Consider the following 26,167-nt stretch of genomic DNA (forward strand, 5'->3'; position numbering starts at 1 on the left):
GTCTTCTTACGCAGTGTATCAATGCCACAGGCGACTGACACACACCGAACTGAGGATCAGCCAGCAGGGAGTGAATACCAGCTATCGAAGGCGGAAGTGTTCGAGTTACTGAGCGCGGACCGCCGACAGGCGGTGCTGCTGTATCTGGACACGGCGGAGGGAACGGTACAACTCGGCGAACTCGCTGAACACATCGCGAGCCAGGAGTGTAACTGTACGCCGGCGGAGTTGTCCTCGCAGCAGCGCAAGCGCGCGTACGTCGGGCTTTACCAGTGCCATCTGCCGAAGATGGCCGACGCCGGCGTCATCGATTACGACTCCGACCGAGGGACCATCGACCTCACCGAGCGGTCGGACCGACTGCTCGAGTATCTTTACTTCGAGGAGGAGGGCGGGTCGGAGGAACCCAGCAGTGTTTTCGAGCGACTGCTGGGGTAACTATCCGCCGGGAGCCGACGGCGCGGCTTCCGGTTGCTGAACGGCGTACCGTATTAGTTCGGTGTGTTTTCTGGAATCACCGACAGTCCGATAGGTGACTCAGCGGTATGCTTGCGCATCGACGAAGGCGTCGCCTTTCGCCGTGATCCAGCCCGACATCTCCCGCATCTCGTCCGGTTCCGACCGGTAGATGGTGCAGAGATCCGGCTGATTTCGTCGACACTCGATCTGCGAGTCGAGTTCGTACTCGGTACCTCGGGGTCTGATCTGTTCCGACATCCACATCCGACTCCGGGGGCTCCCGTGGTTGTTATGCTCTCTTTACTGCCCGGCAGCCGGGTCCGCGACGGACTGAGTTGGCCTCGCTATCGGCGTCTCGGCCACACGCTGGTCGAACGTCGCGCCCGGCTCCCACCCGAAGGTAGAGTGTAACAAAGGGCCAGTCGGTCGACGGTCACGTCGCCGGGTGAGTGACACCCGACCCCCGTCGGGCCAACCCGGCACTGCCGTGGGCTCGACCATGTCGCTTCGCCAGCTGCTCTCGCGATCGGCCGACGTTGCCGCGTCGAGCGGTGGCGACGGCCGTTTTCCTCTCTGGCTCCGCTCGCGAGAACGCAACCTGTGGCTCTGTACGGTCGCCGTGATGCTGATCGACGTAACCCTGACAATCAACGGGCTCGCCCTCGGACTGGAGGAGCGCAATCCGGTCGCGAGGGCGGCTCTCGCTGGCGCCGGTGCGCTGGGGCTGTACGGACTGAAGTTTGCGGCGCTTCTCGTCGGTCTCTGCTGTCGCGTGCTCGTTCCGGCACCTGTCAGGCCGCTCGTGCCGCTCGCGCTGGCGGTCCCGTCAGCAATCGCTGCCGTCGTCAACTCGGTGCTGATTCTCTCGGTCGTCGCCTGAGCTATTCAGCCGGTAAACTCACGTAGACGGTCCCCTCCGCCGAGACCCGCACGTAACATCCCTGATACTGAAACTGGATATACCCCGTCTTCCGTGGGGTCGAACGAGTCGATGCGAACAGTTCGTCGAGCGCGTCGGTGTCGATGACCCTCGACAACGGCTCCATCTCTGTCGGACACTGTTCGGTCACCGACGCGACCGTCTCCACGACGGCAACTGGTGCCCCCCCGTCGTTGTTCCAATCAAACTCACACTTGGTAGTCCTCTCTCCGGGAAGTTCGTCGCCGTTCACGTCCCTTCGAGCCCCCACCATGGGCGTTTCTCTTTTCATATTCTAGTTGTACGAAAAAGAGCGTTGTGGCTCGGCGAGCACAGTGAGAGCACGGATCCCTATTTTTAACTCTGAAACTGGGATACGAGACACCCAGCTCCCGAACTCCCGGCAGAAACCGGCGGTAAGGGGCTCTTAGGCCAGTAAGTTTCTATTACTTCACTCACAGATTTGCCCCGCTGAGCGGTCTGCCGACTGTTTGGACGAATTACACTACTCTCTGTCACGTAACTATATGGAGATCACCTTGCAAGTAACTCGCTCAAAATGTGTATGCGATATCAGTGAACCCGTCACAAGGGTTAATACAGTAGGTACTTGCTACTGAATTGTGCATTGGATGGATGTCATGGCGGGGGCGATTAGATGACAGATAACGGCGACAGTCCCAGACAGCCTGGCTCTGCGGTTGACAGGCCTGACGGGAGTCAGATGACCGAGTCGGACTGGAAGTCGCTCGCGACGGACCCCGACGACGAGGCCGACCTCGGCTATCAGTTCACCGAGTGGGAGTGTTTCGAGACGCTCGAAGACACCGACCAGGTTGTTCTGCTCCCCGACGACGAAACGGCGCTTGCCGACGCGGCGTTCGTCATCGCGGACGCGGACTCGCTGGTGGATCTGGACACGCGACGGTGAACTACTGTTCGACCTCGTCGACGACTGCGAGTTGCTCCTGGTACCGGTTCCGGATCGTCACCTCGGTCACCTGTGCGACCGAGGCGATCTCCGACTGTGTACAGCGGTCTCCACAGAGCATTCCGGCGATGTAGATGGCCGCACCTGCGAGCCCGGTCGGTGACTTGCCGGAGTGGAGTCCCTCCTCACCGGACCGTTCGAGGATCTCGATTGCCCGGCGCTGGATCTCACGGCCGGTTTCGAGCTCGGAGCAGAACCGTGGAACGAACTGCTTCGGGTGAATCGGCTCCATCTCCAGATCCTGCTCGGCCATTATACACCGATACGTGCGCGCGATCTCGTTGCGGTCGACCCGCGCCACTCCCGCGAACTCGTCGAGACTGCGCGGAATCTCCTGTTTTCGGCAGGCGATATACAGCGCGCCGCAGGCGACCCCCTCGATTGACCGTCCCTGGACGAGGTTCCGGTCGAGCGCATCCCGGTAGATCATCGACGCCTGTTCGCTGACCTGTTCGGGCACGCCCAGCGCACTCGCCATCCGGTTTATCTCACTGAGTGCGAGCTGCAGGTTTCGTTCGCCGGCTTTGCTAATCCGGACGCGTTTCTGCCAGGTCCGGAGCCGTTTCATTGTCTCTTTCTTCCGCGGTGCCAGCGGCTTTCCCTGCGCGTCCCGGTCCTTCCAGTGGATTTTCGTCGTCAGGCCCCTGTCGTGGAGCATCTGTGTCATCGGTGACCCGACGCGAGATTTCTGCTGGTTCTCCTCGTGGGTGAACGCCGACCACTCCGCGCCGGTGTCGATCATCCTGTTTCGCAGCACACAGCCACAGTCCTCGCAGACTACCTCCCCCCGAACGTCGTCCGACCGGGTCGCCGAACTCCCGCATTCGGGACAGGAATCGCCCGGTTCCTGTGTCGTCTCGGCTCTCGTGTCCGTGTAGACGTGCTCACCGCTCATTTCGGGTCACTCGAGCCGGTGGCTCGTTCTGATCCGTGGGTCGGTCGCTGTCCCCGCTGCAGTCCATATCGGATCGTCGGTAGCTTTCGGTATTGTTATACCCTACATACCTCGCGGTTCACCCGAGCGACGCCGTTTCTCGGCCGTCACCGACGTGACCGCCCTGCCGCGTCCCCGCGCTGGTTGGGCCTCGGGCCGCCCTCCGGGCATGCTGGGCGCTGTTCGCCCGCCACCGGCTCGGCCGATCACCGTTTACGACCAGTATAACCTTCGGCTATTCTTGATAACATATGCTTAAATTTGGGCTAAAATATGAACAGACACAATAGATATATCCGGAGCTACCGACGAATAATTTAGAACTGAATGAATCTAACACGCTCGTACGGTACGGACGGCGCACGTGTCGAGGACAAACCATGAGCACAGACTGGGACGAAATCGGCTTCATCATCAGTTCGCGGTATCGGGTCATCGCGCTCCGACGGCTCTCGGTCGGCCCTGCTACGCCCTCGCAGATCGCGACCGACGAGGATGTCGGGATCGCACACGTCTCCAGGGCGTTGCAGGATCTTCGGGAGCGCTCGCTCGTCGAGCTACTGGTCGCCGACGACCGCAAGAAAGGACGCGTGTACGGGCTCACCGACGACGGGGAGGCGCTGTGGGAGACGATCGAATCTGAAGACCTCGCGACCGAGTGAGGGGGATCACGGACGAAGACGCGCTACCGCGCTCCGATCTTTTGCAGTAGTCGGTCGTACAGCAGTTCGGTTCGGAGACCCGACTGACAGTATGTATGCTGGCAGGAGTGTATCACTCCCTGTCCGCAGGAGTGTGGGATGAGGTTTTGATGGCTCCCCCACCTCGGTCCGAACAGCACTCCCATCCCCGGTCATCTGCCCGTGTGTTCCCGGTGGAACTGTGCCGCATCGAAGTCAAAGACCGACTGCAAGTACTCTAATCCCGCCTCCCGCTCCTCTGCCGTACTCTGCCGGTCTAATTGTCGACAAATTTCCGTTACGAACGGTTCGAGAGCCGCTACCACATCGCTGCGGTCTAGAGTGATGTTCTCGCTCTCGAGGTCAAGCATGTAATTGTCGTTCAGTCGCACCTGATCTGCTCCTACGATATCGATATCGTACGGGCACTGCTCGCAGGCACTCCTATCTCCCTCTCTCACACACAGATACAATCCGATGAGATTCGTCAGGGATGTCCGATGGGCACACGTCTCGCCCCTGATTTCCACATCGAAGGCGACGCCGTCGGGGGCCATCCCAGCGGTCACCGACTCCCAGTCGTCGGGCGCGGTAATCTCTCGCAGACCGAAAGTGATCATATTGCACTAATTATTTCGCCAAGCTTCTCTGTTTTCTTTAGCCTATCTTCGGAACTACATATCGGGACACGCGTCTCCCACACTCGCGGACGTTGAACCGTTCAGACATCCGATCTGCGCGCAGAAACCGTACTAGCAACCGCTCGAGAAGGTGTCCCGGTTAGCGCAGTGTCTCCGGCCCGAAACAGCTCAACGGCTCTTTCGTATCAGTGCGTGGATCTTCCGCTCTACTATAATTGTGGGATGTCGACAGTCAACGAGCCGCGTTCTCCGGCCTCGAACTCCTCCACAACCGAGTCTTCGAGTTCCTGGTCTTCTATCTCTTCCTCGTCGAATTCGCCCGGCAGAGTCCACGACGAGACGTGCAGTCTGCGCCCTTCCTCTTCCCCGTCTGGGAGCTCGAACTCGACCGTCGCCTCCGTCGGGTTGTCCGCGACATCGAACTCGAACCGGTTGTTCACGATGGTCACGTCCTTGAGTTGCCCGTCAGTCAGTTGTCTGCGGAGCGACGGGTTTTCCGTAACTCCGTCCTCGGAGTTCCCGAGCGCCGCCATCACGTCGTCGGGCCAGTAGCTCGGCGGGTTCTTCACGGCCCCCTGACCGAAGTCGACCTGCCAGTACAGGGTGCCCGCCCCCTCGCACCCGCCGTCGCTGATCGTCAGCAACGCGTTCCTGCCGCCGCCGGTCGCCTCGACAGACGCAGCGGTGATCTCTCCGCCACCGCTCCGGCGGACGTAAAAGTGGTACGCACCGTTGCCTCGCTGCATTCCTTGAGCAGTCTGACTCCCGCCGTCCTCGAACGTCACTTCGAGCGGACCGAGCGAGGTGAACGCTTCCGGACCGCCCGGCGTCAGGACCCAGTGCCAGACCGCGACGCCGGCACAGTCCTGCTCGGCGTACTCGCGCCCGCGCCTCCCGTCCCATGTAATCGTTCGATCCGTCGGCTGTTGTTTATTCTTCGGCTGGCCGTTCCCGTTTCCACTGCTGGTTCTACCCCGTCTTTTTCACGGTGGGCCTGTCCCGCCGGGCGGGCCTGCTCCGTCCGGTGGCCCGCGAGCGGTCGCATTGGCAGCGCCGCCGACGAACAGAGCACTGCCGATCGCTTTTAGCACGGTTCGTCGCCGCTCTCGTCGTTTCTCCCGGTCGCCAGGGCCAGATTCTTCACCCATGCAGGGGGCTCGTGGCAGGTGACTTACTGTTATATGCCTAATACCAATACTCCACAGATTCTGCGGGACCTTTCGTCCTCACGCTAACTGACGCTTAGCGGGGACCGTGAGCTGGCACCCGTTTTCGTGGGCAGTAGCCGAGAAGAAGTACCAGATACACGCTTTCCACAATACAGAGGGACTATCTCCTGATACACACCCACGTATAGAATGTGTCTCCACCAGTGATATCACTATCTGGGTCTCTACCCGAGTATGGTATGTCCCTCCGCTCGCTTCGTCTTCAGTCTGCTCGTTGGCCTTTTATCGGAAGCGCGCTCGGTCTCTCGTTTGTACCTGACCCGACTGTGCTCCTTGGGCTCGGGGCCGCAATCGGTCGTACAGCAGTCATGCTACCTTCCTGTATCGAGGTGACTGGCTGCGCGGGTAGCAGTACTTCGATTCCCCGCATACCCCTACCGCCCTGGAATCACACGCAACCGTCGTATGAGCTCTCCAGCACAGCTACCGTGACCGGTTAGATACGCGTACAATATCACAGACGTACATCACCAGACCATCCTCGAAGCGGAACGTACCGCGTTGCCGATCGCTACGACCGGCCCTCAAATGACTTCCGTTCGCGTCGGCTTCCAGAGACCATACAAGATCAGACAGAGGCCTACCGCTTGCACCGCAGCGGAAACGGTCCAGATGATTATCTGTTCTGTCGACAACATCATGCCAACCAATGCGACTAGTGGTACCACAACGACGAGGACAAATCCAACTGCGACGAACAGCATCGGCCGGGCATCGTTCTCGACGTATCCCTGTACAGCCAAAAGCGCAACACCCACCCCGAGTAGCAAAGAGAGCAGTGCAAAACACACGCCGATCAACCCGATTGGGTGCCACGTGGGTATCCCGGTCATTGATCGTTCGATCGAGTGATAAAATCTGTGAGACGATCTGCCATCGTCTCTTCTGTCGTAACGGTTATATTGACCGTTTCTTCGGTAATTTCGACCGATACCTTCGCCGGAGATGAACTAAATACGGTGAAGTGGTGTCCGTCGGGGTCGTATCTCTTCTCCGTTTCCATTAACCCGAGCGACGTGAGTTCGTCTGTCCGCCGATAGACCGACTGCGGGGAGATGTCGCACACCTCGCTTAACTTCTTAGCCGACTTTGGTTCGTCCATCGTTTCTTGCAGAATTTTCACTGTATGCCGGTCGCTAAGCACATCCAACAGCCGTCTAAGTTCTTCGTTGGACATCGAACTCGGGCGTTGCGTTGATTTTTCGCCGCGTTCATGTGTAATTTATGACTGGAAATACATGAGTGGTGTTCCGGAGTTCCACGTGTTGGAACTATGCCCATCTATCTTTTATACGACAGTTCGTCGTACTGCCTGATGACAACCACTGATATGGAGACCCAGAAGGGGGACACACTGATCGCGTCACTCGTCCACGCTATCGGGCTGTTTTCCGGACTATTCGGCCTCGTCTTCGTGTACCTCTTGTCGGACGACAAATTTGTGGAACGAAATGCGAGGAACGCGCTGAATTGGCACATCCCTCTTTCGGCTCTTACTGTCGGAATCGTACTGATTGGGCTCGCCGTGAGCGAACTCGCGGGGGTAGTACTGGCAGTGAGCGCCGGAGTTGTGACCGTGAGCGTTGCGCTGTTAGCGAGTGTGAGAGCATACTACGGGGAGGCCTGGCCGTATCCGTTTGTTCCACAGTTACTCTAGCTCTGTTTGGGATAGTTTACCCAGGGGCATCGACGGTTCTGTCGTCACGTCTCTGTGTTGTACCGACTTCGTTCCGAGCGATCCGGATTTCTCCGGGATAGGGGCCAGTCCCTTGGCGACCGGCCATCACCGAAACGTAGATTCCCGCGGCGGTTCGCTCCCCTCAGCGACTCATCTTCCCGAGCGCCCCTGGGGTATCGATCCCCAGAAAGTTCATATTCGTCCAATACTGCCCCCGTTATGTACCATATACAAAATTTATATACGTAACTTACTCGCAATCAGATCTGAATAGGCGAATAATTACTATTCACATATGGGTGCTTATACAAGTGATGCCACAGCATATAACAGAGGCAGAGATGGAACGGATCGAGAAGTTCGCGAACACGCCGGTGTTCCGACGAGAGCCGGAACAACTGCTCCCCGATTCCGTTTCACCTGACGGCAAGGAGTAGCCGCTGTCCCCGCTGTGCTTGCACGGCCCTTCAAAAGACGTCCTTTCGAGCCACACGGTCGGGTTACTCCGACCGATTATTTCATCGACAGCTCGTCCGGGACCGACCGTCGCTTCCGCAGCCGAGTCACGACGTGTACGATTACAGTCATGAGAAACGCGAAGACGATGATCGCCGACACCGCCAGTTCCGGGATCGGGTCCACGACGACAGTCACGGCGAGCAGGGCGGCCGAGAGCCCGGCCAGGACCAGATAGATCCGCTGCCAGGGGTACCGCGAGTTGGCGTCGAGATATCTGTCGATGTCCCTGGCCTGGTCGGCGAGCGCGATCTCTCCGGTGTCCTTGTCGTACTCGATCAGACCGACCTCGGCGAGCCTGGGGATGTGTGTCTGGTACAGCGAGACGTAGACCCGCTTGCGTTCCTGTTCGGTAATCTCGCTCGGATCCGTGTCGTTCTCCCAGGCCGCGACCTCTTCGGCGAGGTCGGTCAACTGCACCGTCTCCCCGGTCGTCCGAAGGTGATACAGCACGTACCGACGCCGCGGGCTGCTGAGAATATCAAACACGACATCTTGAGACAGGTCGGATTCACTGGTTCCCATAGTGACCTCTTCGCGTATACGCGTGGCTACCGATCGGTCGGGCGAGCGCGTTCCCCAAACCGGTGCGCCCGCCCCACCACGACGGTGCATCCCCGGCCCGGGTGTCGACATTTCGGTGCAGAGCTATCCCCCGATTTTCCTTCCGGTCACTTTGTTGTCTTCAAGTTACTCTCGCGGGAACAGCGACTGATTCCGGTAGGTTGCGGTTATTCCCGACTCCGTGTCGCCGCCGCTGAGCGTCCTCCCAGCCGCGGGCTGTCCACCCCGTTGTGACCACTCTAACCCGTCGCAAGGAGGAGTATAACAAAGATAACCTCTCTTGTTGCTTACACAAATGCGCGTGACCGAGACAACGTGGATTCGCCGCATCTCGTGGCCTGTCGGCGGGAGCGTCGGCCAGCGTCCCGACGGGTGGAGACGGCCATGACGGAACCGTACATCGACCGTCGGGTCGTCTCCTCGTCGGACGATTCCTCGAGGAGCGACCCGCCCGAAAAAGAGTCCATCCCTGCGAAGATAGACGAGATACACGGCGGCTCGGACCGACCGAGCGCGCTCGACCGGGCAGGCTCGGAGAGCGACGGCGACGGATATGATCTCTCGATCGATCGGGTGTTCGGCTTACTGAAAAACAGTCGCCGCCGCGAGACGCTCAGGTATCTGTACGACAACGACGGCGAGGCGAGTCTCAGCGATGTCGCGGAGCACATCGCGGCGGCGGAGAACGACACCACCCCGCGAGCGATCACGTCACAGCAGCGCAAACGCGTCTACGTCGGGCTGTACCAGAGTCATCTCCCGAAGATGGACGACGCGGACGTGATCGAGTTCGAGAAAAATCGGGGGACGATCGAACGCGGCCCGAACGCCGGACAGCTCGAACCGTACCTGGACTCGCCGGACCCCCGCCGGTGGTACCGGCTGTATCTCGGCGTCGCACTCGGAAGCGTGTTGGTGGTACTCGCCGCGTGGGCCGGCGCAGAACCGTTCCGATCGGTGCCGCTCGTCGTGGGACTGTTTCCGCTGGTAGGCTTGACGGTCGTTCAGAGTGTCAGATTCGTCTCGGATAGTAAGTGATCTGTCCCTTCGATTGGCTCACGGCACCGTCGTGTGCGGATCGGTCGAACGACTGCGTGGGTTACTGTGTTCGTCGGGACGGCGTGAGTATCGTCCGGAGACCGCTGGCGAGGTCGACTTCGGCCTCGAACCCGAGTCGATTGCTTGCCTTGTCCGTATCAGCACAGCTGTGGTCGATATCACCGTCCCGTCCGGCGGTGTGTGTCACTCCGGGGTCGGAGCCGGTCACCTCACAGACCAGCGCGGCGAGTTCGTTGATACTCGTCTGTTCACCCGTCCCGATGTTGAACGCCTCGCCGGTGTGATCTGTCGTCGCGGCACAGAGATTCGCCCGGACGACGTCGGAGACGTGGACGAAATCCCGCGTCTGCGTGCCGTCACCGTGTACGGTCAGACGCTCACCCGCGGCGGCCTGGGCGCCGAACGTACTGATCACGCCGCTGTAATCTGTCGCCGACTGCCGGGGGCCGTAGACGTTGAAGTACCGCAACGAGACGGTCGGAAGACCGTACAGCGTCTCGACCTGTCGCGTGTAATGATCGAGTGTCGCCTTGTCGATGCCGTACGGAGAGGTCGGCCGAAACCGCGTGTCCTCCGAAATCGGCACCTCGGGCGGGTGACCGTACACCGCCGCGCTGGAGGCGGCAACCACGCGCGTGTCGGTCTGTCTGGCGACGTCGAGGACCGTCACCGCGCCGCCGGCGTTGACATCGTGGCTCGTCGTCGGTGAACTGATCGACTGTTCGACGCTGACGATGCCGGCCTGGTGAAAGACAATCTCTGTATCGCGCATCGCTCGTTTGAGCACCTCTCTGTCACGCACGTCCCCGTCGATCACGTTCGCGTTCAGGTGGACGTTCTCCGCGCGCCCGTTCGAGAAATCGTCCAGGACTGTCACGGCGTTATCCTCGACGAGCGTGTCGACGAGGTGGCTGCCGATGAACCCCGCGCCTCCGGTGACGAGGATCCGTCTGTCGGTCACATCGTACTCCCCCGCATCGATTCCGAGTGGGGAATGCATACCCGTTCTTGCGGGAATGCCGGTATTGTTATACAGCGGATAGCCCGCGTTCGGAAGCCGCGGTACGTGACCCGGTTCGACACCGTCGATTCCGTCTTCCGATGAGATACCGTTAGCTGCGTCTCTCGATGAGATACCGCACCTGAGGGAGGGTGTTCGAGGGTAGTTCGTCGGGTGCGGCCCACCGTTTCGCGATCACACCCTCTGTCAGGTTCGGGCTGGCCGCCGTCACGAGGACGCAGTCGTAGACCGAGCAGAGGGAGATGGTCATATCGCGGCTGGTGTGGGCGTACCAGAACCGGCTGACTCGCTCGCCGACGGCGCTTTGACACTGCAGTTCCTCGGCCAGCTCCCGCCGTAGCGCCGCGGGCCGAGACTCGTTGGCTTCGATTCCGCCCCCGGGAAGCGTCCAGAAGGGCGTGCCGTCGCCGTGACGCTCCTTGACGATGAGTGTCCTGTCGCCACGGGTCAACAGCGCCTTCGCGCTCTCTCTGATACGTGGACGCGGCGCCGGTTGGCGTTCGGTTCGGCTGGACATACCCCGCTGGTTTCCCGTGCTGGTACTAAAGTACAGACCGTATACAGTCGTCGACCCGACAGCCGCGGAACCTGTCTCGTGGCTCGACGTTCGCCACGGCTGCGGCCGCGATCACGGCGGTGACGGCGTTCGGCGCTGCTGTCCCGCTCGACGACGAGTAGATTCTATGTACCACTCGGTCTCGGAACCGATAGCGGGCCATTACTAAACGGTGACGAGCGCAACGATAGGACGAATACACTGTTATGACGTGGGTTCGACAAACGCAGACCGTAGCGGGGTTCGAGGCACAACAGGACCGGTTCAGGCTCTTCGTCGTGACGCTTGTCGTCTTCCTGAGTGCGCTTCCGATCGTGTTCTGGTCGCTCGACGAGTTCTCGTGGCGACGGTACTTCGTGCTCGGGTTCGTCTGGTTTCTCATCACCAGCGAGGTGTTCGCGCCGGCGGAACCCGAGGCGGTGTGGTGGCGGCGACTGCGCTGGGTGAAGGCGGCCGGTTGGCTCGTCCTGGCGTATATCGTCAGCGAACGAGTTGCCGCGGTCGTATAAACGGGATGGACGTTTACCGGCGCAATCAGTTACCGCCGGTCGGGACATCGACCCAGAGGTGGACGCTCCGGTAGGCGGTTTCCGTCGCCGGCGTCTGCTCGTCCGGCGGTGAACCGACGTACAGCAGATAGGTCAATCGGAGATTCGTGCCCGACATCTCCGGGTCGAGCGAGCGCTGCTCTCGAACGGTTTCGCCGTTTTCGACTGACACCCGGAAACTGTCGACCCGCTCTGCTTGCTGGCGGTTCCCGTTGGAATCGAGTGATTCGACCAGCGTCACGACGGTGTACTCGACGGGCCGTCCCTCGTTGTTCGTCACTGTGACCTGGATGCGCTCGGACTGTGTTGGCGTGAGTTCGTCGGGATAGTCGTCGGCGGTCAGTTCGCCGGTCTCCGGATCTTCTGTCACGAGTCCGAACTCGGTGAACTGTTCGCCGCGATCGGTCTCCAGCACCGCGACGCCGATACCAGCACCGGCGACGACGAACCCGATCGCCAGCAGGACGCTCAACCCCGTCCGCAAGTCCAGTTCGCCCGACCATCTTACCGAGTCGCGGGACAGATCCGCCGGCAGTGGATCGAACCGCTCCCAGGGGAGTACCTGCCGCCTCCGGACTCCGGCGATCACCGTGAGCACGACTGTGGTCAGTCCGGTGGCCCCGAGCATTCCGGCGGACTGAACGCCGACCCCGACGAATACCAGCCCCAGTCCGAGAAGCGGGACCAGACAGAGACTCATCCCCACGCCGAGCAGCAACCGCTCGATGACGGTAATTTGTCCGGCGTCCTCACCGACAGTCGGTTCGAAGACCTCGGTAATGGTTTCCTGGCCGCGCTCGCGGGGGAACAACCCGCACACGAGCGCGTACCCCGGCGCGAACAGCAACGCGGCGACACCGAGCGGTCTGCGGCCGGGAACGTCACCGACGACGCCGGCAGCGACACCGAGCGTGTACAGTCCCAGCAGACCGACGGCAAGCAGATCGATCGGGAAAGACGATTCGGATTCACCACGGTAGGACATACTCCGGGCAATCCTCCCGTTACACAAAATTACTCACTCCCTACCACGCCCGCGGCCGCGTTGATTTCGTCCGTGGTCCCCACCGGCGGGTGTCTGGCCCCTCCTGGCTACCGTCGACCGACGTACTGGCGGCCGTCGGTCCGGGCCGCGACGCCGGGAAGGGAGTGCATAGTAATGACCCCCACTGCCGACGGTTCCGGTGTCCGTCTGTATGGAACTCAGTGTCGTCATTCCGACCGTCCGCCCGCGCTCGGAGATCGAAGCGATCGAGTATCTCGACCGCTGCCCGTTCGAGGACTACGAGGTGATCGTCCGGGACGACGTGCCGGTCACACGCGCGCGAAACGAAGGTTACCGCCGAGCGGCGGCCGAGAAGATTCTCTTCCTCGACGACGACTCGATGCCCAGAGAGGGGTATCTCACCGAGGCGGCAGCGACGCTCGAAGACGCCGCCGCCGTCGCGGGCCGGACGGTCCATCCGCGAGACGACGTCTTCGCCGGCCAACTCACGAACCACTACGACTTCGGCCCGGAACCACGCACCGTCGACTACTTCTGGGGCTGTAACATGGGGATGCGAAAGGAGGCGCTCGACGCGGTCGGTGGCTGGGACGAGACGATGGGATGGGGCCACGAGGAGAAAGAACTCGCCGACCGCGTCCGCCAGCGGTACGATATCTGGTACAACCCCGAGATGGTCGTCGATCACGTCTACGCGGAGTCGATCCGTGACTACTGGCACAAGACCTACTATCTGGAGAAAGGAACGCCGTACTACCTCAAGCAGAAGGGATTCCCTCAGACTCGGATCCTCGTCAGGGCCCTCGCCGATCTGTTCTCCCCGCGAAACTACGTCCGTCGGTCCCCGGCGGTGACACTCGCGAAAAGCGGGGAGACAATCGCCGGGACGCTTGGTCGAATCGCCGGGCTCCTCGACACCGACTTCGGCACCGAAGACGCAGGACCGACCCGCTCCTCGCACTCCGGCGAGTAAAACTCCCGGCGTAGCACTATCTACGCCGTATCAAGAAGGGCACCCGAGGCCCACGGCACGCAGGTTGCTGGCACACAAGCTGGCTTGCCGAGCGGCTCGGATACCATCTGAACGTACGCCATCGGAGTTCATAAGTCTACGGTCCGCTCCGGCCTTCCGTCGGTGGGTTTTGTCCGCACTATTCAGCCTCTCATAACAAAGGTCGTCGACGGCGTTGGCTGTACAATGGGTGTGCCACTGTTCGATCTGACGAGCTTTCAGCGCGACATCCTCTACGTCGCTTGTGGTGCAGACGAGCCCTCCGGGCAGGCGATCAAAGCCGAACTCGAAACCGATGACGAGACGATCACTCACGGGCGGCTGTACCCGAACCTCGACACGCTCGTCGACGAGGGCTATCTGGAGAAGGGCCAACGTGACCGCCGGACGAACGTCTACACGGTCTCGGAGACTGGCCGGGAGAAACTGCAGGCTCGGCGGCGCTGGGAGGACGAGTACGTTACCTTCGACTGAGAGGCGGTAGCCGGGTGCTACCCGCTGGCTCGTTCCCCCGTCGCCTCGTGAGGATGTGTATAACAAAGGCTGCTTTCCGGCCAGTGCAACCATGTCCCGCACTGCCCGTCGTCCTGCCCCGCTGCGGGTTCGTACTGCTAATCGAACAGCACTCGCGGTTCACCGGAGTACAGTTCGGAGCCACAGCGCGGCCGACCGAGCACCAACCGGTGACGGAGTATGAGCAACGGCATCGCTCTCGTTCTCGGGACCAGACCCGAGATCATCAAACTCGCGCCCGTGATCCAGGCGTGTGAGCGCCGATCCGTTCCGCACACCCTGATCCACACCGGCCAGCACTACTCGGAGACGCTCGATTCGGTGTTTTTCGACCAACTCGGGCTCCCGGATCCCGACTACAACCTCGGCGTCGGCTCCGCAGATCACGGCAAGCAGACCGGCGAGATGCTGATCGGCGTCGAGCGGATCCTCCAGGAGTGTGATCCGGAGACCGTGCTCGTCCAGGGGGACACGAACAGCGTCCTCGCGGGCGCGCTCGCGGCCAGCAAACTGGACGTACGTCTGGGCCACGTCGAGGCCGGACTCCGAAGCGGCGACCGCGAGATGCCCGAGGAGACCAACCGAACGCTCGCGGATCACGCCGCGGACCGCTGTTTCGCACCGACAGAGCAGAGCCGAGACAATCTGCTCGCAGAAGGAATCCCCGAGGAACGGATCGAGGTTACCGGCAACACCGTCGTCGACGCTCTCGAACGACACAAGGAGTTAGCCAGAGAGCGGACGACCGCGCTCGCGGATCTCGGTCTCGACGAGGACGACTACGCGGTGATGACGCTGCACCGCGCCGAGAACGTCGACGATCCGGAGCGGTTCCGGGCGCTCTTGTTCGGGGCGAGCAGGGCGGGAGACAGTCACGGGCTGCCGGTCGTGTACCCGATTCATCCCCGCGCCAGAGAGCGCATCGAGGAGTTCGACATCACTGTCCCGGAGCCGATTCGCCTGGTCGAGCCCCGTGAGTATCTCGAATTTATTCGCCTCGAAGACGCGGCGTCGATAATCCTGACCGACTCCGGCGGCGTTCAGGAGGAAGCCTGCATCCTCGGCACGCCCTGCGTGACGCTCCGGGACAACACCGAACGTCCGGAGACTATTTCGGCCGGGGCGAACGTGCTCGCGGGGCCGGACCCGGCGACGATCATCCACCGCGTCGAGGAGATGATCGACACCGACGGCGACTGGGAGAACCCGTTCGGGGACGGGACCGCGGGCGAACAGATCCTACAGGCGGTCACCCGTGCTCCCGAGGAGGTGCCCCAATGAGTTCGGTCTGTATCCACGGCCTGGGGTACATCGGGCTCCCGACCGCGGCGATGCTCGCCAACTACGGGCACGATGTCTACGGGTACGACGCCGACGAGACGGTCAGAGGAGACCTCCAGAACGGAGACGTGCACCTCGACGAACCCGGGCTACGGGCGTTCGTCACTCAGGCGCTCGAATCGGCACAACTGGAGATCACCGACGAAATCGTACAGGCGAAATACCACATCATCTGCGTGCCGACGCCGTTCGACCAAACCGAGCGGACGGCGGATCTCTCCTACCTCCGGGACGCGGCCCACGGGCTCGCGCCGCTGCTCCGGGCCGGGGATACCGTCATCCTCGAATCGACAGTCCCTCCGGGAACGACGGTTGAACAGCTCCAGCCCATCCTGGAGTCGACGGGCCTCACCGCCGGGACCGACTTCGCGCTCGTCCACTGCCCGGAGACGGTGCTACCGGGCAACATCATCTCCGAACTGCGGGAGAACGACCGGACGCTCGGCGGCGTCAACGGCGTTTCTACGGAGTCGGCGGTGCGTCTGTACGACTCCTTCGTCAGCGGCGAGATTCGGACGACGGACGACCCGACCACCGCGGAGTTCGTCAAACTCATCCAGAACACCTACCGGGACGTGAACATCGCGCTGGCGAACGAGATTGCCCGTCTCGCGGACGATTACGGGATCGACTCGCGTGAGGCGATCGACCTGGCCAACGCCCATCCGCGCGTCGATATCCTCCAGCCCGGTCCCGGCGTCGGCGGCCACTGCTTGCCGATCGACCCGTGGTTCCTCGGCACCGGCTCCGACCAGATCGAACTCATCTCGACCGCTCGCGAGGTCAACGACGGAATGACGGAGTTCGTGATCGAGTTGCTCGAACGGGAACTGAACAGTCTCGACGGCACGAAAATCGCGATCCTCGGCGTTGCCTACAAAGGTAACGTCTCGGATGCCCGTAACAGCCCGGGGCTCGAACTCGCGAGAACGCTGGCGGATCGAGAGACGGCGGAACTCGCGACTGACGGCGGCCCGACCGGAGACATCGAGGTCGAAATTCACGATCCACACGTCACGGATCCGACGCTCGACCTCGCGGACCTCGATTCGTCGACCGCCGGGGCAGATGCACTGGTGGTGACGACGGATCACGACGAGTACGCCGACCTCGATCCGGAGCCAATCGCCGAGCGAATGCACGAAGCGCTCCTAATCGATACGAAGGCACACCTCGACGCACCGCGATGGCGGGAGGCGGGGTTCGCAGTCCGCCAGATCTGAAACGGCCGACCGGACCGATCCCGGGTCGCCGTTAGCCGCCCCTGTACGCGGCTTAGCAACTGCTTAACTATGCCCACGCTCCTGAAATTGCCCCCCAGCATGATGAGTACGAGCCGTCGGAAAGCGGCGCCCGGACGACCGAGCCAGCGTTCGCCAGTTGACAGTTGCTACCAGGAGAGTTTCGGGGAGAGCACTCTCCGCGCACTGACTGCGGTTGATCGGGACAGCGAGTAGACGGATGATCGGTGGACACAACAGCGACCGGATCAGACCGCTGGGGCTGGACCGGTTTCCGAAGTACGTCGACGGCGCGGTCCACATCGCCATGTCGCAGTACTTCGAGTTCGCGACCGACGACGGCGTGGATCCGATGAGTCGGGAGTGGGACCAACTTCTCCTCCTCGACGGCTGTCGGTACGACATGTTTCGCCAGTACAACACCCTCGACGGAGCGTTGCAGGCGACCACGTCGACGGCGACCGCGACCCCGGAGTTTCTGTCCGAGATATTCGACGGGAAACGGTACCAGGACACCGTCTACGTGACCGCGAATCCGATTCACCGGGTCGAAGAGTGGGCCGATGTCGACCTGGATCCGGTGTTTCGCGAGGTGATCGATGTCTGGGAGGACGAGTGGGACAGCGACCTCGGAACCGTTCCGCCGGAGCCGATGGTAACGGCGACCCGCGAGGCCAGGGAGGCGTACCCGGACTGTCGGATTATCGCCCATTTCGTCCAGCCGCACTACCCGTTTATCGGCCCGTTCGGGCGGTCAATCGAACACGGACAGATGGGTGGCAAGGCCCGGGCCACGGACGCCGAGGAGGGCGCCGACGAGACGCCGATCTGGAAGGATCTCCGCGACGGCGAGCAGTCCCCCGGAGCGGCCTGGCGAGCGTACACCGAGAACCTCTGGTACGTGCTGCCGTACGTCCGCGACCTCGTTGCAGACCTCCCCGGTAGGACAGTCGTTACGTCCGATCACGGGAACAACGTCGGAGAGATCTGCTGGCCGTTTCCGGTCAGAATGTACGGCCATCCGGAGGGAATCAGGACCCCCGAACTCGTGACGGTACCGTGGCTCACAATCGAGACCGAACAGTCGGAACCACCCTCCAGACAGACGACGGCGAAGGGGGCAAGCGCCGAGACGAGTCCCGACGGCTCCGACGAGGATGACGGTCCGCTCGTCTCGGTCGTCATTCCGACGCACTTCCGCAACGAGGAGCTCTCCCGGGCGATTGCAAGCGTCAAATCCCAGACGTACAGCCCCGTCGAACTGCTCGTCGTCGACGATTCGGGAATCGAGCGCGCCAGACCGGTCGTCGAGGGAGAGGACATCCGGTACATCGCACACGAGAAGACCCGCGGCGCTAATCAGGCCCGGACGACGGGCATCGAGGCCGCGGAGGGGGAGTACGTCCAGTTGCTCGACGACGACGATTGCCTGCATCCGAAGAAACTCGCTCGACAGGTCGAACTGCTCGAATCCGATCCGGACGTCGGGGTCGCATTCTGCGGCGAAGCGAGCAGCAGCGGGCTACGAGTTCCCTCCCCCTCGGCGACCGGGAGACTCCTCGAGGAGACCCTCCAGTTCGGACCTAAAGCCTGTACCACGTCGACGATGCTGATCTCGGCGTCGACGCTCGACGGCGTTCTCCCGCTGGCCGACCGGGACGGGGCGGACGATATCGGGCTACGAATCGAGTTGGCGCGCCGGACCGCGTTCGATCACGTCAGCGACGCGTTAGTGTACCGCGGCGGCGGGGAAGACAGACGGTCCGAACGACCGGCGGTCGGCTACGAACTGTTGAAGATCGTCAACGAGTACAGCCCGCTGTACGACGAACGCGACCCGAGTATTCGTCGAGCGGCGCTGAAAAAGGCGTACACGACCATCGGACAGAACTCGCTCAGACACGGCGGGTGGTCGCTGACCGCACCGGTCGCGTTTCTCCGGGCGCTCGAGTACGAAGACGACCGCTCGTTCGGTGATCTCGCCCGACCCGCCGTCGCGATGCTGGGCGATACCGGATACGACGTCGCGTCCACGCTGTACACACGACTCGTGGATCGACTTCGGGAGTGAGAGTCCCCTCCTGCGGTAAGGTTTCTGTTACGTCTGGCCGGGCTCCGTCGGCGAGAAAGTATAGAACTAGTAACAATACTGGGTCTGGTCGTTGCTACGGGCGTGCCAGACCCACAGAACGCTTCTTCCGCTCACTCCGGGTCGACAGCCGGTGCTGTCGCTGTCGGAGGGAGTCGATCCGACCACGAACCGGGGGCTGATCTGCCCGAGGACCGGGGCGCTCCCGGCGTCGTCGCCGGGATTCCTGCGTACAACGAGGAGGAGACAATCGGTGAACTCGCGAGCACTGCACGGGACTACGCCGACGAGGTGGTCGTCGTCGACGACGGGAGCGCGGATCAGACGGCACAGAAGGCGGCCTCGACCGGGGCGACACTGCTCAGACACGAGGAGAATCAGGGGTACGGAGCGACCCTCGGCACGATCTTCCAGTACGCACACAGCAGGGACGCGGACCACCTCGTGATTCTGGACGCAGACGGCCAACACGACCCGGAGGACATCCCGGCGCTGGTCGCCACACAGCGGGAGACCGAGGCCGAAGTCGTCACCGGCAGCCGGTTCGTCGGTGATCCGCCCCCGGATATTCCCGGCTACCGCAGGGTCGGGCTGTTCGTCATCAACTCCCTGACCAACCTGGCACTGCGAATCGGCTACTCCTACCCGGCGGTGACCGACAGCCAGTGTGGGTTCAGGGCGTACGACGACTCCGCAATCGCCACGATGGCGACGGCACCGGAGATCGGATCGGGGATGGGAGCCAGTCTGGACATCCTCTTTCAGGCCGCCCGCGAGGAGTACGACATCGCCGAGGTGCCGACCCGCATCGATTACGATGTCGACAACGCCAGTTCACGACACCCGGTCACGCACGGGCTCGGGCTGCTGCAGTCGCTCGCGCTCTCAGTCCTTCGAGACAGGCCCGGTCGCGTCGCCGCCGCCGTGACAGTCGGGTTGGTGACACCGCTGATCGTCGGCCTGATCCTGCACCAGACGACGACGACAATCGTCTCCGTGCTGGCAACAGCACTGCTCAGTATCGTTCTCCTGCTGTTTCTCCCCAGGGAGACTGCAACCCGCTCGGAACGGACTGACCAGTGATAGCCGAGTCGTACCGACAGGTCGATACGACTAGATCTCGTACCGCTCGAAGCGACTCAGACACCACGTACCGCTGGTCAGTCGCTGTCGCGAGTGACGACGAATCGTTCGCTGCACGGTACACGCGCTCGGACTCGCGGTGTCGACACACGCACCGAGGAGAGACCCGATGGATCCAATCAAACACGTGATACTGGCGCTGCTCCCGGTCGTCTGTTATACGGTACTCAGAGAGCGGACGTTGCCGAGCGGACCGATCATGTTGATCGCAGTCGCCGGTGGCCTCGCCGCCGACGTGATCGACAAGCCGCTCGCGTGGCAGTTCGGTGTCGTTCCGAGCGGGCGGATGGTGGCACACTCGCTCGTGCTCTCGGTCCCGGTTCTCGTTGCAGTGGTCGTACTGGCGGCCAGGTTAGACCAGCTGTTCGCTGGCCTCGTCTTCGCTTGGGGCCATCTCTCACACATCGCGACTGATTTTCGGTCGGTCCTGTTTCACGGAACCGACTCGTACTGGTTTCCGAACCTGTTCTGGCCGCTGTTGCCGGCCAACCCGGACCGGACGGTCGGGTACGGCGACAACCTCCCGATGTTCGATGCCGTTTTCCTCCTCGAAGTAGCGTTACTCGTGGTCATCTTCGGTTACATCGCCGTCGATATCGGAGCTACCATCCGGGAGCGGCGCCAGCCGGGGTAGTACAGAGCGGATAACCAAATCCGGACTAGCCGTTGCGCACACAAATGGGCTACACTGTCGCCGTCGTTGGCACCGGAAACCCCGAAGACTCCGATACGTTCGCAATCGCATACCGGCATGCACGTGCATACGAGCGACTCGATGGCGTCGAGATGGTCGCCTGCGCGGATATTGTCCGGGAGAACGCCGTCGCCTTCGCCGACACCTTCGGAATCGAGCGGATCTACGAGGATTACGAGCAAATGCTCGACATAGTCGGCCCCGACATCGTCAGCGTGTGCACGCCGCCGCCGACGCACGCAGAGATTGTCACCGGCTGCGCGGCTGCTGGTGTCAGGGCGGTTCACTGCGAGAAGCCGATGGCGGGCACGTGGGGCGGGTGTCGGGCGATGGTCGACGCCTGCGAGACACACGGCACACAGCTCACCATCAACCACCAGCGCCGCTTCGCAGCCCCCTACACCGAAACGAAGCGACTGCTCGACGGCGGTCGAATCGGGCCCCTCGAACGGATCGAACTCGGCGGGCCGGATCTCTACGATTACGGGACGCATCTCTTCGATATGGCGGGCTATCTCACCGACCAACAGCCGGTCGAGTGGGTACTCGGTCAGGTGGACTGTCGGGACCCGGAGCGAAAGTACGGGCTGTACCAGGAGACCGAGGGGCTGCTGCGCTGGCGATACGACTCCGGCGTAGACGGGTTCGCCTCGACTGGCTCTGAGGGTCTTCTCGACTGCCAACTCAGACTCATCGGTGAAGATGGTGAGATAGAGATCGGTCACGTGGACGGCCCACCCGTGCGGCTCCGAACCGCCGAGTCGGGCTGGCAGTCGGTCGACACCGGTCGGGACGGCGTGTGGCGGGTCCAACCACACCCGGTCGACCGGGTGCTCTCCCGGGTACCTGTGGGTCCCGACAGCCTGCTGGCCGATCCGCCGTACATCGAGCGCGCCATCGCCGAAGTCGTCTCGGCGCTGGAAGAAGGCAGGTCGTCGACGCTCGCGGCGGAGAACGCGCTGCAGACGACCGAGATCGTCTTCGCGGGCTGGGAGTCCGCCCGCCGGGGCGGCAGGGTCTCGCTGCCGCTGACGGTCGATGGAAATCCGCTCGAAGCGATTGTCGAAGACGGTTCGGTCGACCGCGGCGGCGTGCGGGGGAATCGGCCCGAAGCCCCGGTCGCCGACGAGTAATCTGTCGGTTCCCCGGCGCTACCTCCAGCATAACTATTGTCCCGACCACCGGGCGGGACGGTATGACAGAGCTTCGCAACGTACTCACGGATGTCGTCGGCGGAGGGACGCTGCTGACCGTCCAACCTGGATCGACTCACGGCGATTCACTCACGCGCCAGGGGTTCGAGGAGTATCTCGACGGGACGGCGATCCGGCGGATCGACCTCGACGACAGCCGATTCGACGAGTCACGGGGCTCGTTCACAGGCCTCACACAGAGCGCGAAGTGGGGATACCAGCAGTTGCAATACGCCCGAACTCGGCTGTTCGAGGACGTTTCGGCGGTCTACATTCACGGCAGCGGGAACGTCACCGACCGTCGGCGCGCCGGCATCGACTGCTTTCTGACCGTCGCCCGGTTTTTCGACTGCCCGATCATCGTCGGACCGCAGAGCTGTCAGTTCGAGGAGACCGATCCGAGCGCGCTCTTCGAGCGCGTCGACAACGAGACACACTTTTTTTGTCGGGAGAAATACTCCTACGACGTAATCTGGCGGGCGAGCGCCCAGTGCGATCACGTCGAGGTCTACGCAGACGACGATACGGCGCTGTACGTCGAGGAACGCGCCCTGCCGAAGCACTCGAACACCGCGGAGTACACGCTACTCGCTCTGCGGACGGACGGGAACTCGCTCGTGCCGACGATCGGAACGGACATCACCGCACCGCTGACGGTCAACGACATCAGCACGATGGAGCAGTCGTACGGCCAGTGGGTGCGGGCGGCGGCGCGGGCCGAGCGGATCTACACGGACCGTGTCCGCGTCGCTATCTTGGGGTGGATCCTGGACACGCCGGTCACGTGGTACGATACGGAACAGCACACCGGCCGCGGTGTGTACGAGTACTCGCTGTCCGACGAACCGCAGATAACGTTCCGGCACCCGACAGACCATCCACACGCGGTACGAGACGCCGAGCGAGCCGGACGATAGGCGACGAATAACAATTGAAAGCATGACGTAATCGGGTGGTATGTCAGCTATCGCCGCGACGAGACCGAGAGCCGTCACGACTGGACAGCGACGCGAGGGGGAGAACCCACAATCGTGGAGCGGTCGGGGTCGGTCGAACGACTAACATGAACGCGTACAGAGGCCACCTCCTCAGCGCAGTCGGTCTCGGCTGTCTCCTCGCGGCCGTCGGTATCGTCCTCCAGACTCCCGACCCGACCCAGTACGAGATCTCGATATACGAGGGGTATCCGGGCCACTTCTGGCTGTTGCTGGTCGGCGCGTTCGTGCTCGGCGGCCTCACGATCGTCGCTAGCGCGGCCGTCCCCGAGGACAGGACCTGGGTGTTCGGCACTGCGCTCCTGCTCCTGACGAACGCGCTGTTCCTGCTGCTCCCGCTTGTCCGGGGGTACATGCTCTACGGACACGCCGATCCGATGAGCCACATCGGGTACGTTCGGGACATCGTGAGTTCCGGCAGTGTCGGGGACAACATCTACCCCCCGATGCATCTCCTCGTGATGGCCGTCAGCGAGGCGACCGGTGCCGATCTGTTCACAATCGGGCTGGCCGTCCCGCTCGTCTTCGCGGCGGTGTATTTCGTCGGGATGTACTACGTTCTGGTGTACCTGTTCGACTCGCGCCGACGGGTACTGTTCGGCCTCCCGTTCGTGCTGTTGCCGATTCTCGGAGACGCACACGTCAGCCTCCGGCCGTACGATCTGAGTCTGCTCTTTCTGCCGGTGGTCTTCTATCTGTTCTTCAAGAGCCAGCGCAGTCCGACACCGTCGACGCGGATCGCCTTCGTCGTCGCGCTGGTGACGCTTCTGCTGTATCACCCGCTGACTGCGCTCTTTCTGGTGGGGATTTTCTCGCTGTATTTCGTCGCGCGGATCGTGCCGGGGATCGACGACCGGTACTCGACGCCGACGAACTTCATCTCGCTGTCGGCCGTGATCTTCCTGGCGTGGTACTCGAACTTCACGGGGATCATCACCCGGTTCAACTCCGCGTATTACACGCTATTCGGTCCGGAAACGGGGGAGGCTCCTGTCGACACCTACGCGGCGACGGCAGAGGAAGCGTCGCCGCCGCTGATCGATATTCTGCGCGAAGCGATCGCCCTCTACGGCGTCGCTTTCTCGGTGTTCACGCTCGGCTTTCTCTTCCTCGCTGTCGGATCGATTCTCTTCGTTCGGCGACGCTATTCGCCGACGAGTTACACCGTGATGCTCGGGGCGACGCTGGCCGTCTTCAGTTTCGGCGGACTCTGCTTTCTGCTCGTCGACCTCATCGTCCCGCCGAGTCGACCGTTTCAGATCGCGAAGATCGGCGCAGTCGTCCTCGCGGGACAGCTGTTCTACCTCCTCGCTGACCGGGTCTCCTGGCCCACCGTCGGCTCGCGAACCGGGGTCAGACTGTTCTTTCTGGTAGCCATCGTCGTCCTGGCCGGGCTGTCCGTCGTAACGTTCTATCCGTCGCCGTACGGGACAGCGGACAACCCACAGGTCACGGAGATGGAGCTATCCGGGTCCGAATGGATCACCACGCACGGAAACACCGACAACCAACTCGGCGGGATCGAACTCAGCCACCGTCGATTTCACCACGCCCAGAACGGCGTCGACGCGCCGCTGCCGTTTTCGAGAGCTGTGATTCCGGCGCGGTTCAACTACACCGAACGGCCGTCGCTCGGGGCGAGCTACAGCGAGGACGCCTACCTGACGGTTACCCGTCGCGGGCGGATCCTGTATCCCGAACTGTTCCCGGGGTATCGGGACGACTGGCGGTACACGCCGAGTGATTTCGCTCGCCTCGAACGGGATCGGACCGTCGACCGGATCTACGACAACGGGGATTACAACCAGTACCGGATTCGCGGAACGGCGACGGCTGAAAACGGAAACTAACGGCCGGTAGCAGCCGGTTACTAAAGACGTACTCCGGTGTCCTGTAACCCGAACATGTCTGAGGAACCGTCTCGCAGCACGCGTGGTTCGACACCGGCCAGGATGCACTGGGCCGGACGGAACAGATGACGCTGCTCGGCACGGCGATGGAGTTCGCCCACGAGGAGATCGACGCCGACCCGCCCTGTGGGAAACTCGGGTTCTGCCTGACGACGGATCTCACGGGGAACGGCCGGGAGGACATCATCGTCGGCGGACACGGCGAGGGCTTTCCGGGCCGGCGGTTCGTCGACGCCGCGAAACAGCGAGGGATCCCGACGTTCCGCCGGTTACGGTCGGCTGTCGGTCTCACCGAAACCCACGTCTTCTGGTACGAGAACCCGGGCTTCGAGCGCCACGATGTCTCGGTCACGCCGTATCTGGACGTCGGCGCCGCGCTGGGCGACGTGACCGGAGACGGCCGCATGAACCTCGTGGCCGGGCAGGGCATCCGGCACACCGACGTCTACTGGTTCGAAATTCCGGAGGATCCGCGCGAGGAGTGGACGCGACACCTCATCACCGACGAGTTCGAGAAGTACCACGACCTCGCGGTCGCAGATATCGACGACGACGGCGACCCGGAGGTCGTCGGCCTCTCACAGAACGCCGAGACCGTCTTCTACTACGACATTCCGCCGGATCCCAGGCTGTCGCCGTGGCCGGATCACAACCGGCACGTCATCGACGACAATCGGGACATCGAGGGACTGGCAGTGCTCGATATCGACGGCGACGGAACGACGGAACTGGTGGCGGGAACGAGTCTCTACCGGCCGGAGTCGGGAGCGGACTGGGACGCCGAACCGATCGTCTCCGGGTGGGATCGGACCCGCGTCGCCGTGGCCGATCTCGACGGCGACGGCGATCTGGAGGTCGTCTTTGCAGAGGGAGACTCGCCCGAACTCGGGAGCCACCCCGGCCGCGTCGCCTGGTTCGATCCGCCCGACTGGGAGGCGACGGTCCTCAAAGACGACCTGTTCTGCCCGCACTCGCTGCAGATCGCCGACTTCTCGGGGAACGGCTACCCGGACATCTACGTCGGTGAGATGAGCCTCGAGGAGAACAGAACCCCACAGCAGTTGCTGTTTCTCAACCACGGCGACGGGGAGTTCGAGCAGCGGGCGATTGCGACCGGCGTCGGGACACACGAGGCCAAAGCCGTCGATCTGACCGGCAACGGCCGCCCCGACATCGTCGGCAAGTCGTACCACCCCCAACACCACGTCGATATCTGGTACAATGAGGTCTGAACG

30 protein-coding genes are annotated in these 26,167 nt (G+C 62.4%); 19 read left to right on the forward strand and 11 right to left on the reverse strand.

The window, feature by feature from the left end; all coding sequences use genetic code 11:
* Nucleotides 1–21: 21 nt before the first annotated feature.
* Nucleotides 22–438 carry a DUF7344 domain-containing protein gene (locus GRX03_RS15290; protein ID WP_159765141.1) on the forward strand — a complete coding sequence of 139 codons (417 nt, stop codon included), beginning with the start codon at nucleotides 22–24 and terminating at the stop codon, nucleotides 436–438.
* Nucleotides 439–537: 99 nt separating this feature from the next.
* Here the strand turns inward: GRX03_RS15290 and GRX03_RS15295 are convergent, their stop codons facing one another.
* Nucleotides 538–717 (reverse strand): DUF7511 domain-containing protein, encoded by a 180-nt coding sequence (locus GRX03_RS15295; RefSeq protein ID WP_159765143.1) that lies wholly within the window; start codon nucleotides 715–717, stop codon nucleotides 538–540.
* A gap of 241 nt (nucleotides 718–958) precedes the next feature.
* Here GRX03_RS15295 and GRX03_RS15300 point away from each other — a divergent pair, with 241 nt between their 5' ends.
* On the forward strand, nucleotides 959–1,339 hold the full coding sequence (locus GRX03_RS15300) for a hypothetical protein (protein ID WP_159765145.1): 381 nt from the start codon (nucleotides 959–961) through the stop codon (nucleotides 1,337–1,339).
* 1 nt (nucleotide 1,340) lies between these two features.
* Here GRX03_RS15300 and GRX03_RS15305 read toward each other — a convergent pair whose 3' ends face one another.
* Nucleotides 1,341–1,670: a HalOD1 output domain-containing protein gene (locus GRX03_RS15305; RefSeq protein ID WP_159765147.1), complete on the reverse strand. Its 330-nt coding sequence runs from the start codon at nucleotides 1,668–1,670 to the stop codon at nucleotides 1,341–1,343.
* Nucleotides 1,671–2,102: 432 nt separating this feature from the next.
* Between GRX03_RS15305 and GRX03_RS15310 the strand changes: the two genes are divergently transcribed.
* Nucleotides 2,103–2,309, forward strand: coding sequence for a hypothetical protein (locus GRX03_RS15310; RefSeq protein ID WP_159765149.1), 207 nt, complete (start codon nucleotides 2,103–2,105; stop codon nucleotides 2,307–2,309).
* A 1-nt stretch (nucleotide 2,310) separates the two neighbouring features.
* Here the strand turns inward: GRX03_RS15310 and GRX03_RS15315 are convergent, their stop codons facing one another.
* The gene (locus GRX03_RS15315) at nucleotides 2,311–3,264 is read right to left on the reverse strand and encodes a transcription initiation factor IIB (RefSeq protein ID WP_159765151.1); all 954 of its coding nucleotides are present in this window, start codon (nucleotides 3,262–3,264) and stop codon (nucleotides 2,311–2,313) included.
* A gap of 419 nt (nucleotides 3,265–3,683) precedes the next feature.
* On the opposite strand from GRX03_RS15315, the gene GRX03_RS15320 reads away from it, so the two are divergent.
* Nucleotides 3,684–3,965, forward strand: coding sequence for a winged helix-turn-helix domain-containing protein (locus tag GRX03_RS15320; protein WP_159765153.1), 282 nt, complete (start codon nucleotides 3,684–3,686; stop codon nucleotides 3,963–3,965).
* Nucleotides 3,966–4,156: 191 nt separating this feature from the next.
* Here GRX03_RS15320 and GRX03_RS15325 read toward each other — a convergent pair whose 3' ends face one another.
* From GRX03_RS15325 to GRX03_RS15335, 4 genes are all read right to left on the reverse strand, one after another.
* Nucleotides 4,157–4,603, reverse strand: a complete 447-nt coding sequence (locus GRX03_RS15325) for a hypothetical protein (RefSeq protein WP_159765155.1) — start codon at nucleotides 4,601–4,603, stop codon at nucleotides 4,157–4,159.
* A gap of 230 nt (nucleotides 4,604–4,833) precedes the next feature.
* Nucleotides 4,834–5,370: a hypothetical protein gene (locus tag GRX03_RS15330; RefSeq protein WP_159765157.1), complete on the reverse strand. Its 537-nt coding sequence runs from the start codon at nucleotides 5,368–5,370 to the stop codon at nucleotides 4,834–4,836.
* A 1,007-nt stretch (nucleotides 5,371–6,377) separates the two neighbouring features.
* Nucleotides 6,378–6,686 carry a DUF7521 family protein gene (locus GRX03_RS17140; protein WP_449271939.1) on the reverse strand — a complete coding sequence of 103 codons (309 nt, stop codon included), beginning with the start codon at nucleotides 6,684–6,686 and terminating at the stop codon, nucleotides 6,378–6,380.
* The gene (locus GRX03_RS15335; protein WP_159765159.1) at nucleotides 6,683–7,030 is read right to left on the reverse strand and encodes a winged helix-turn-helix domain-containing protein; all 348 of its coding nucleotides are present in this window, start codon (nucleotides 7,028–7,030) and stop codon (nucleotides 6,683–6,685) included. Before GRX03_RS15335 ends, GRX03_RS17140 begins: the two co-directional genes overlap by 4 nt.
* 138 nt (nucleotides 7,031–7,168) lie before the next feature.
* Between GRX03_RS15335 and GRX03_RS15340 the strand changes: the two genes are divergently transcribed.
* Nucleotides 7,169–7,510, forward strand: a complete 342-nt coding sequence (locus GRX03_RS15340) for a DUF4870 domain-containing protein (RefSeq protein WP_159765161.1) — start codon at nucleotides 7,169–7,171, stop codon at nucleotides 7,508–7,510.
* 335 nt (nucleotides 7,511–7,845) lie between these two features.
* Nucleotides 7,846–7,968 (forward strand): hypothetical protein, encoded by a 123-nt coding sequence (locus tag GRX03_RS16945; protein WP_267902795.1) that lies wholly within the window; start codon nucleotides 7,846–7,848, stop codon nucleotides 7,966–7,968.
* Nucleotides 7,969–8,044: 76 nt separating this feature from the next.
* Here GRX03_RS16945 and GRX03_RS15345 read toward each other — a convergent pair whose 3' ends face one another.
* On the reverse strand, nucleotides 8,045–8,572 hold the full coding sequence (locus tag GRX03_RS15345) for a DUF7344 domain-containing protein (protein ID WP_159765163.1): 528 nt from the start codon (nucleotides 8,570–8,572) through the stop codon (nucleotides 8,045–8,047).
* A gap of 423 nt (nucleotides 8,573–8,995) precedes the next feature.
* Here GRX03_RS15345 and GRX03_RS16800 point away from each other — a divergent pair, with 423 nt between their 5' ends.
* Nucleotides 8,996–9,649 (forward strand): DUF7344 domain-containing protein, encoded by a 654-nt coding sequence (locus GRX03_RS16800; protein WP_233739995.1) that lies wholly within the window; start codon nucleotides 8,996–8,998, stop codon nucleotides 9,647–9,649.
* Nucleotides 9,650–9,710: 61 nt separating this feature from the next.
* Here the strand turns inward: GRX03_RS16800 and GRX03_RS15355 are convergent, their stop codons facing one another.
* Both GRX03_RS15355 and GRX03_RS15360 read right to left on the reverse strand, forming a co-directional pair.
* Nucleotides 9,711–10,670 (reverse strand): NAD-dependent epimerase/dehydratase family protein, encoded by a 960-nt coding sequence (locus tag GRX03_RS15355; RefSeq protein WP_159765165.1) that lies wholly within the window; start codon nucleotides 10,668–10,670, stop codon nucleotides 9,711–9,713.
* Nucleotides 10,671–10,782: 112 nt separating this feature from the next.
* Nucleotides 10,783–11,208 carry an NUDIX hydrolase gene (locus GRX03_RS15360; protein WP_159765167.1) on the reverse strand — a complete coding sequence of 142 codons (426 nt, stop codon included), beginning with the start codon at nucleotides 11,206–11,208 and terminating at the stop codon, nucleotides 10,783–10,785.
* A 245-nt stretch (nucleotides 11,209–11,453) separates the two neighbouring features.
* Between GRX03_RS15360 and GRX03_RS15365 the strand changes: the two genes are divergently transcribed.
* Nucleotides 11,454–11,756, forward strand: coding sequence for a hypothetical protein (locus GRX03_RS15365; protein WP_159765169.1), 303 nt, complete (start codon nucleotides 11,454–11,456; stop codon nucleotides 11,754–11,756).
* A gap of 25 nt (nucleotides 11,757–11,781) precedes the next feature.
* Here GRX03_RS15365 and GRX03_RS15370 read toward each other — a convergent pair whose 3' ends face one another.
* Nucleotides 11,782–12,780 carry a DUF1616 domain-containing protein gene (locus GRX03_RS15370; RefSeq protein WP_159765171.1) on the reverse strand — a complete coding sequence of 333 codons (999 nt, stop codon included), beginning with the start codon at nucleotides 12,778–12,780 and terminating at the stop codon, nucleotides 11,782–11,784.
* 211 nt (nucleotides 12,781–12,991) lie between these two features.
* Here GRX03_RS15370 and GRX03_RS15375 point away from each other — a divergent pair, with 211 nt between their 5' ends.
* The 11 genes from GRX03_RS15375 (at nucleotide 12,992) to GRX03_RS15425 (ending at nucleotide 26,164) form a co-directional block, all read left to right on the forward strand.
* A complete protein-coding gene (locus GRX03_RS15375; protein ID WP_159765173.1) occupies nucleotides 12,992–13,774 on the forward strand; it encodes a glycosyltransferase family 2 protein in 783 nt (260 codons plus the stop codon).
* Nucleotides 13,775–14,011: 237 nt separating this feature from the next.
* Nucleotides 14,012–14,287, forward strand: coding sequence for a PadR family transcriptional regulator (locus GRX03_RS15380; RefSeq protein ID WP_201289265.1), 276 nt, complete (start codon nucleotides 14,012–14,014; stop codon nucleotides 14,285–14,287).
* A gap of 219 nt (nucleotides 14,288–14,506) precedes the next feature.
* The gene (wecB, locus tag GRX03_RS15385; RefSeq protein WP_159765177.1) at nucleotides 14,507–15,607 is read left to right on the forward strand and encodes a non-hydrolyzing UDP-N-acetylglucosamine 2-epimerase; all 1,101 of its coding nucleotides are present in this window, start codon (nucleotides 14,507–14,509) and stop codon (nucleotides 15,605–15,607) included.
* Complete coding sequence (locus GRX03_RS15390) at nucleotides 15,604–16,890, forward strand: nucleotide sugar dehydrogenase (protein WP_159765179.1); 1,287 nt, start codon at nucleotides 15,604–15,606, stop codon at nucleotides 16,888–16,890. Before wecB ends, GRX03_RS15390 begins: the two co-directional genes overlap by 4 nt.
* Before the next feature lie 238 nt (nucleotides 16,891–17,128).
* Entirely contained in the window at nucleotides 17,129–18,979 is a 1,851-nt protein-coding gene (locus GRX03_RS15395; protein WP_159765181.1) for a glycosyltransferase family 2 protein, read from the forward strand.
* A gap of 102 nt (nucleotides 18,980–19,081) precedes the next feature.
* Nucleotides 19,082–20,080, forward strand: coding sequence for a glycosyltransferase family 2 protein (locus GRX03_RS15400; RefSeq protein WP_159765183.1), 999 nt, complete (start codon nucleotides 19,082–19,084; stop codon nucleotides 20,078–20,080).
* A 169-nt stretch (nucleotides 20,081–20,249) separates the two neighbouring features.
* The gene (locus GRX03_RS15405) at nucleotides 20,250–20,774 is read left to right on the forward strand and encodes a metal-dependent hydrolase (RefSeq protein WP_159765185.1); all 525 of its coding nucleotides are present in this window, start codon (nucleotides 20,250–20,252) and stop codon (nucleotides 20,772–20,774) included.
* Nucleotides 20,775–20,818: 44 nt separating this feature from the next.
* Nucleotides 20,819–21,967, forward strand: coding sequence for a Gfo/Idh/MocA family protein (locus GRX03_RS15410; protein WP_159765187.1), 1,149 nt, complete (start codon nucleotides 20,819–20,821; stop codon nucleotides 21,965–21,967).
* Nucleotides 21,968–22,029: 62 nt separating this feature from the next.
* Nucleotides 22,030–22,944, forward strand: coding sequence for a polysaccharide pyruvyl transferase family protein (locus GRX03_RS15415; protein ID WP_159765189.1), 915 nt, complete (start codon nucleotides 22,030–22,032; stop codon nucleotides 22,942–22,944).
* 146 nt (nucleotides 22,945–23,090) lie between these two features.
* Nucleotides 23,091–24,872, forward strand: coding sequence for a hypothetical protein (locus GRX03_RS15420; protein WP_159765191.1), 1,782 nt, complete (start codon nucleotides 23,091–23,093; stop codon nucleotides 24,870–24,872).
* Nucleotides 24,873–24,997: 125 nt separating this feature from the next.
* Nucleotides 24,998–26,164: an FG-GAP repeat domain-containing protein gene (locus GRX03_RS15425; protein ID WP_233739996.1), complete on the forward strand. Its 1,167-nt coding sequence runs from the start codon at nucleotides 24,998–25,000 to the stop codon at nucleotides 26,162–26,164.
* The last annotated feature ends 3 nt before the right edge of the window (nucleotides 26,165–26,167 follow it).

Source organism: Halovenus carboxidivorans (assembly GCF_009831575.1).
In the GTDB taxonomy this organism is placed as follows: domain Archaea; phylum Halobacteriota; class Halobacteria; order Halobacteriales; family Haloarculaceae; genus Halovenus; species Halovenus carboxidivorans.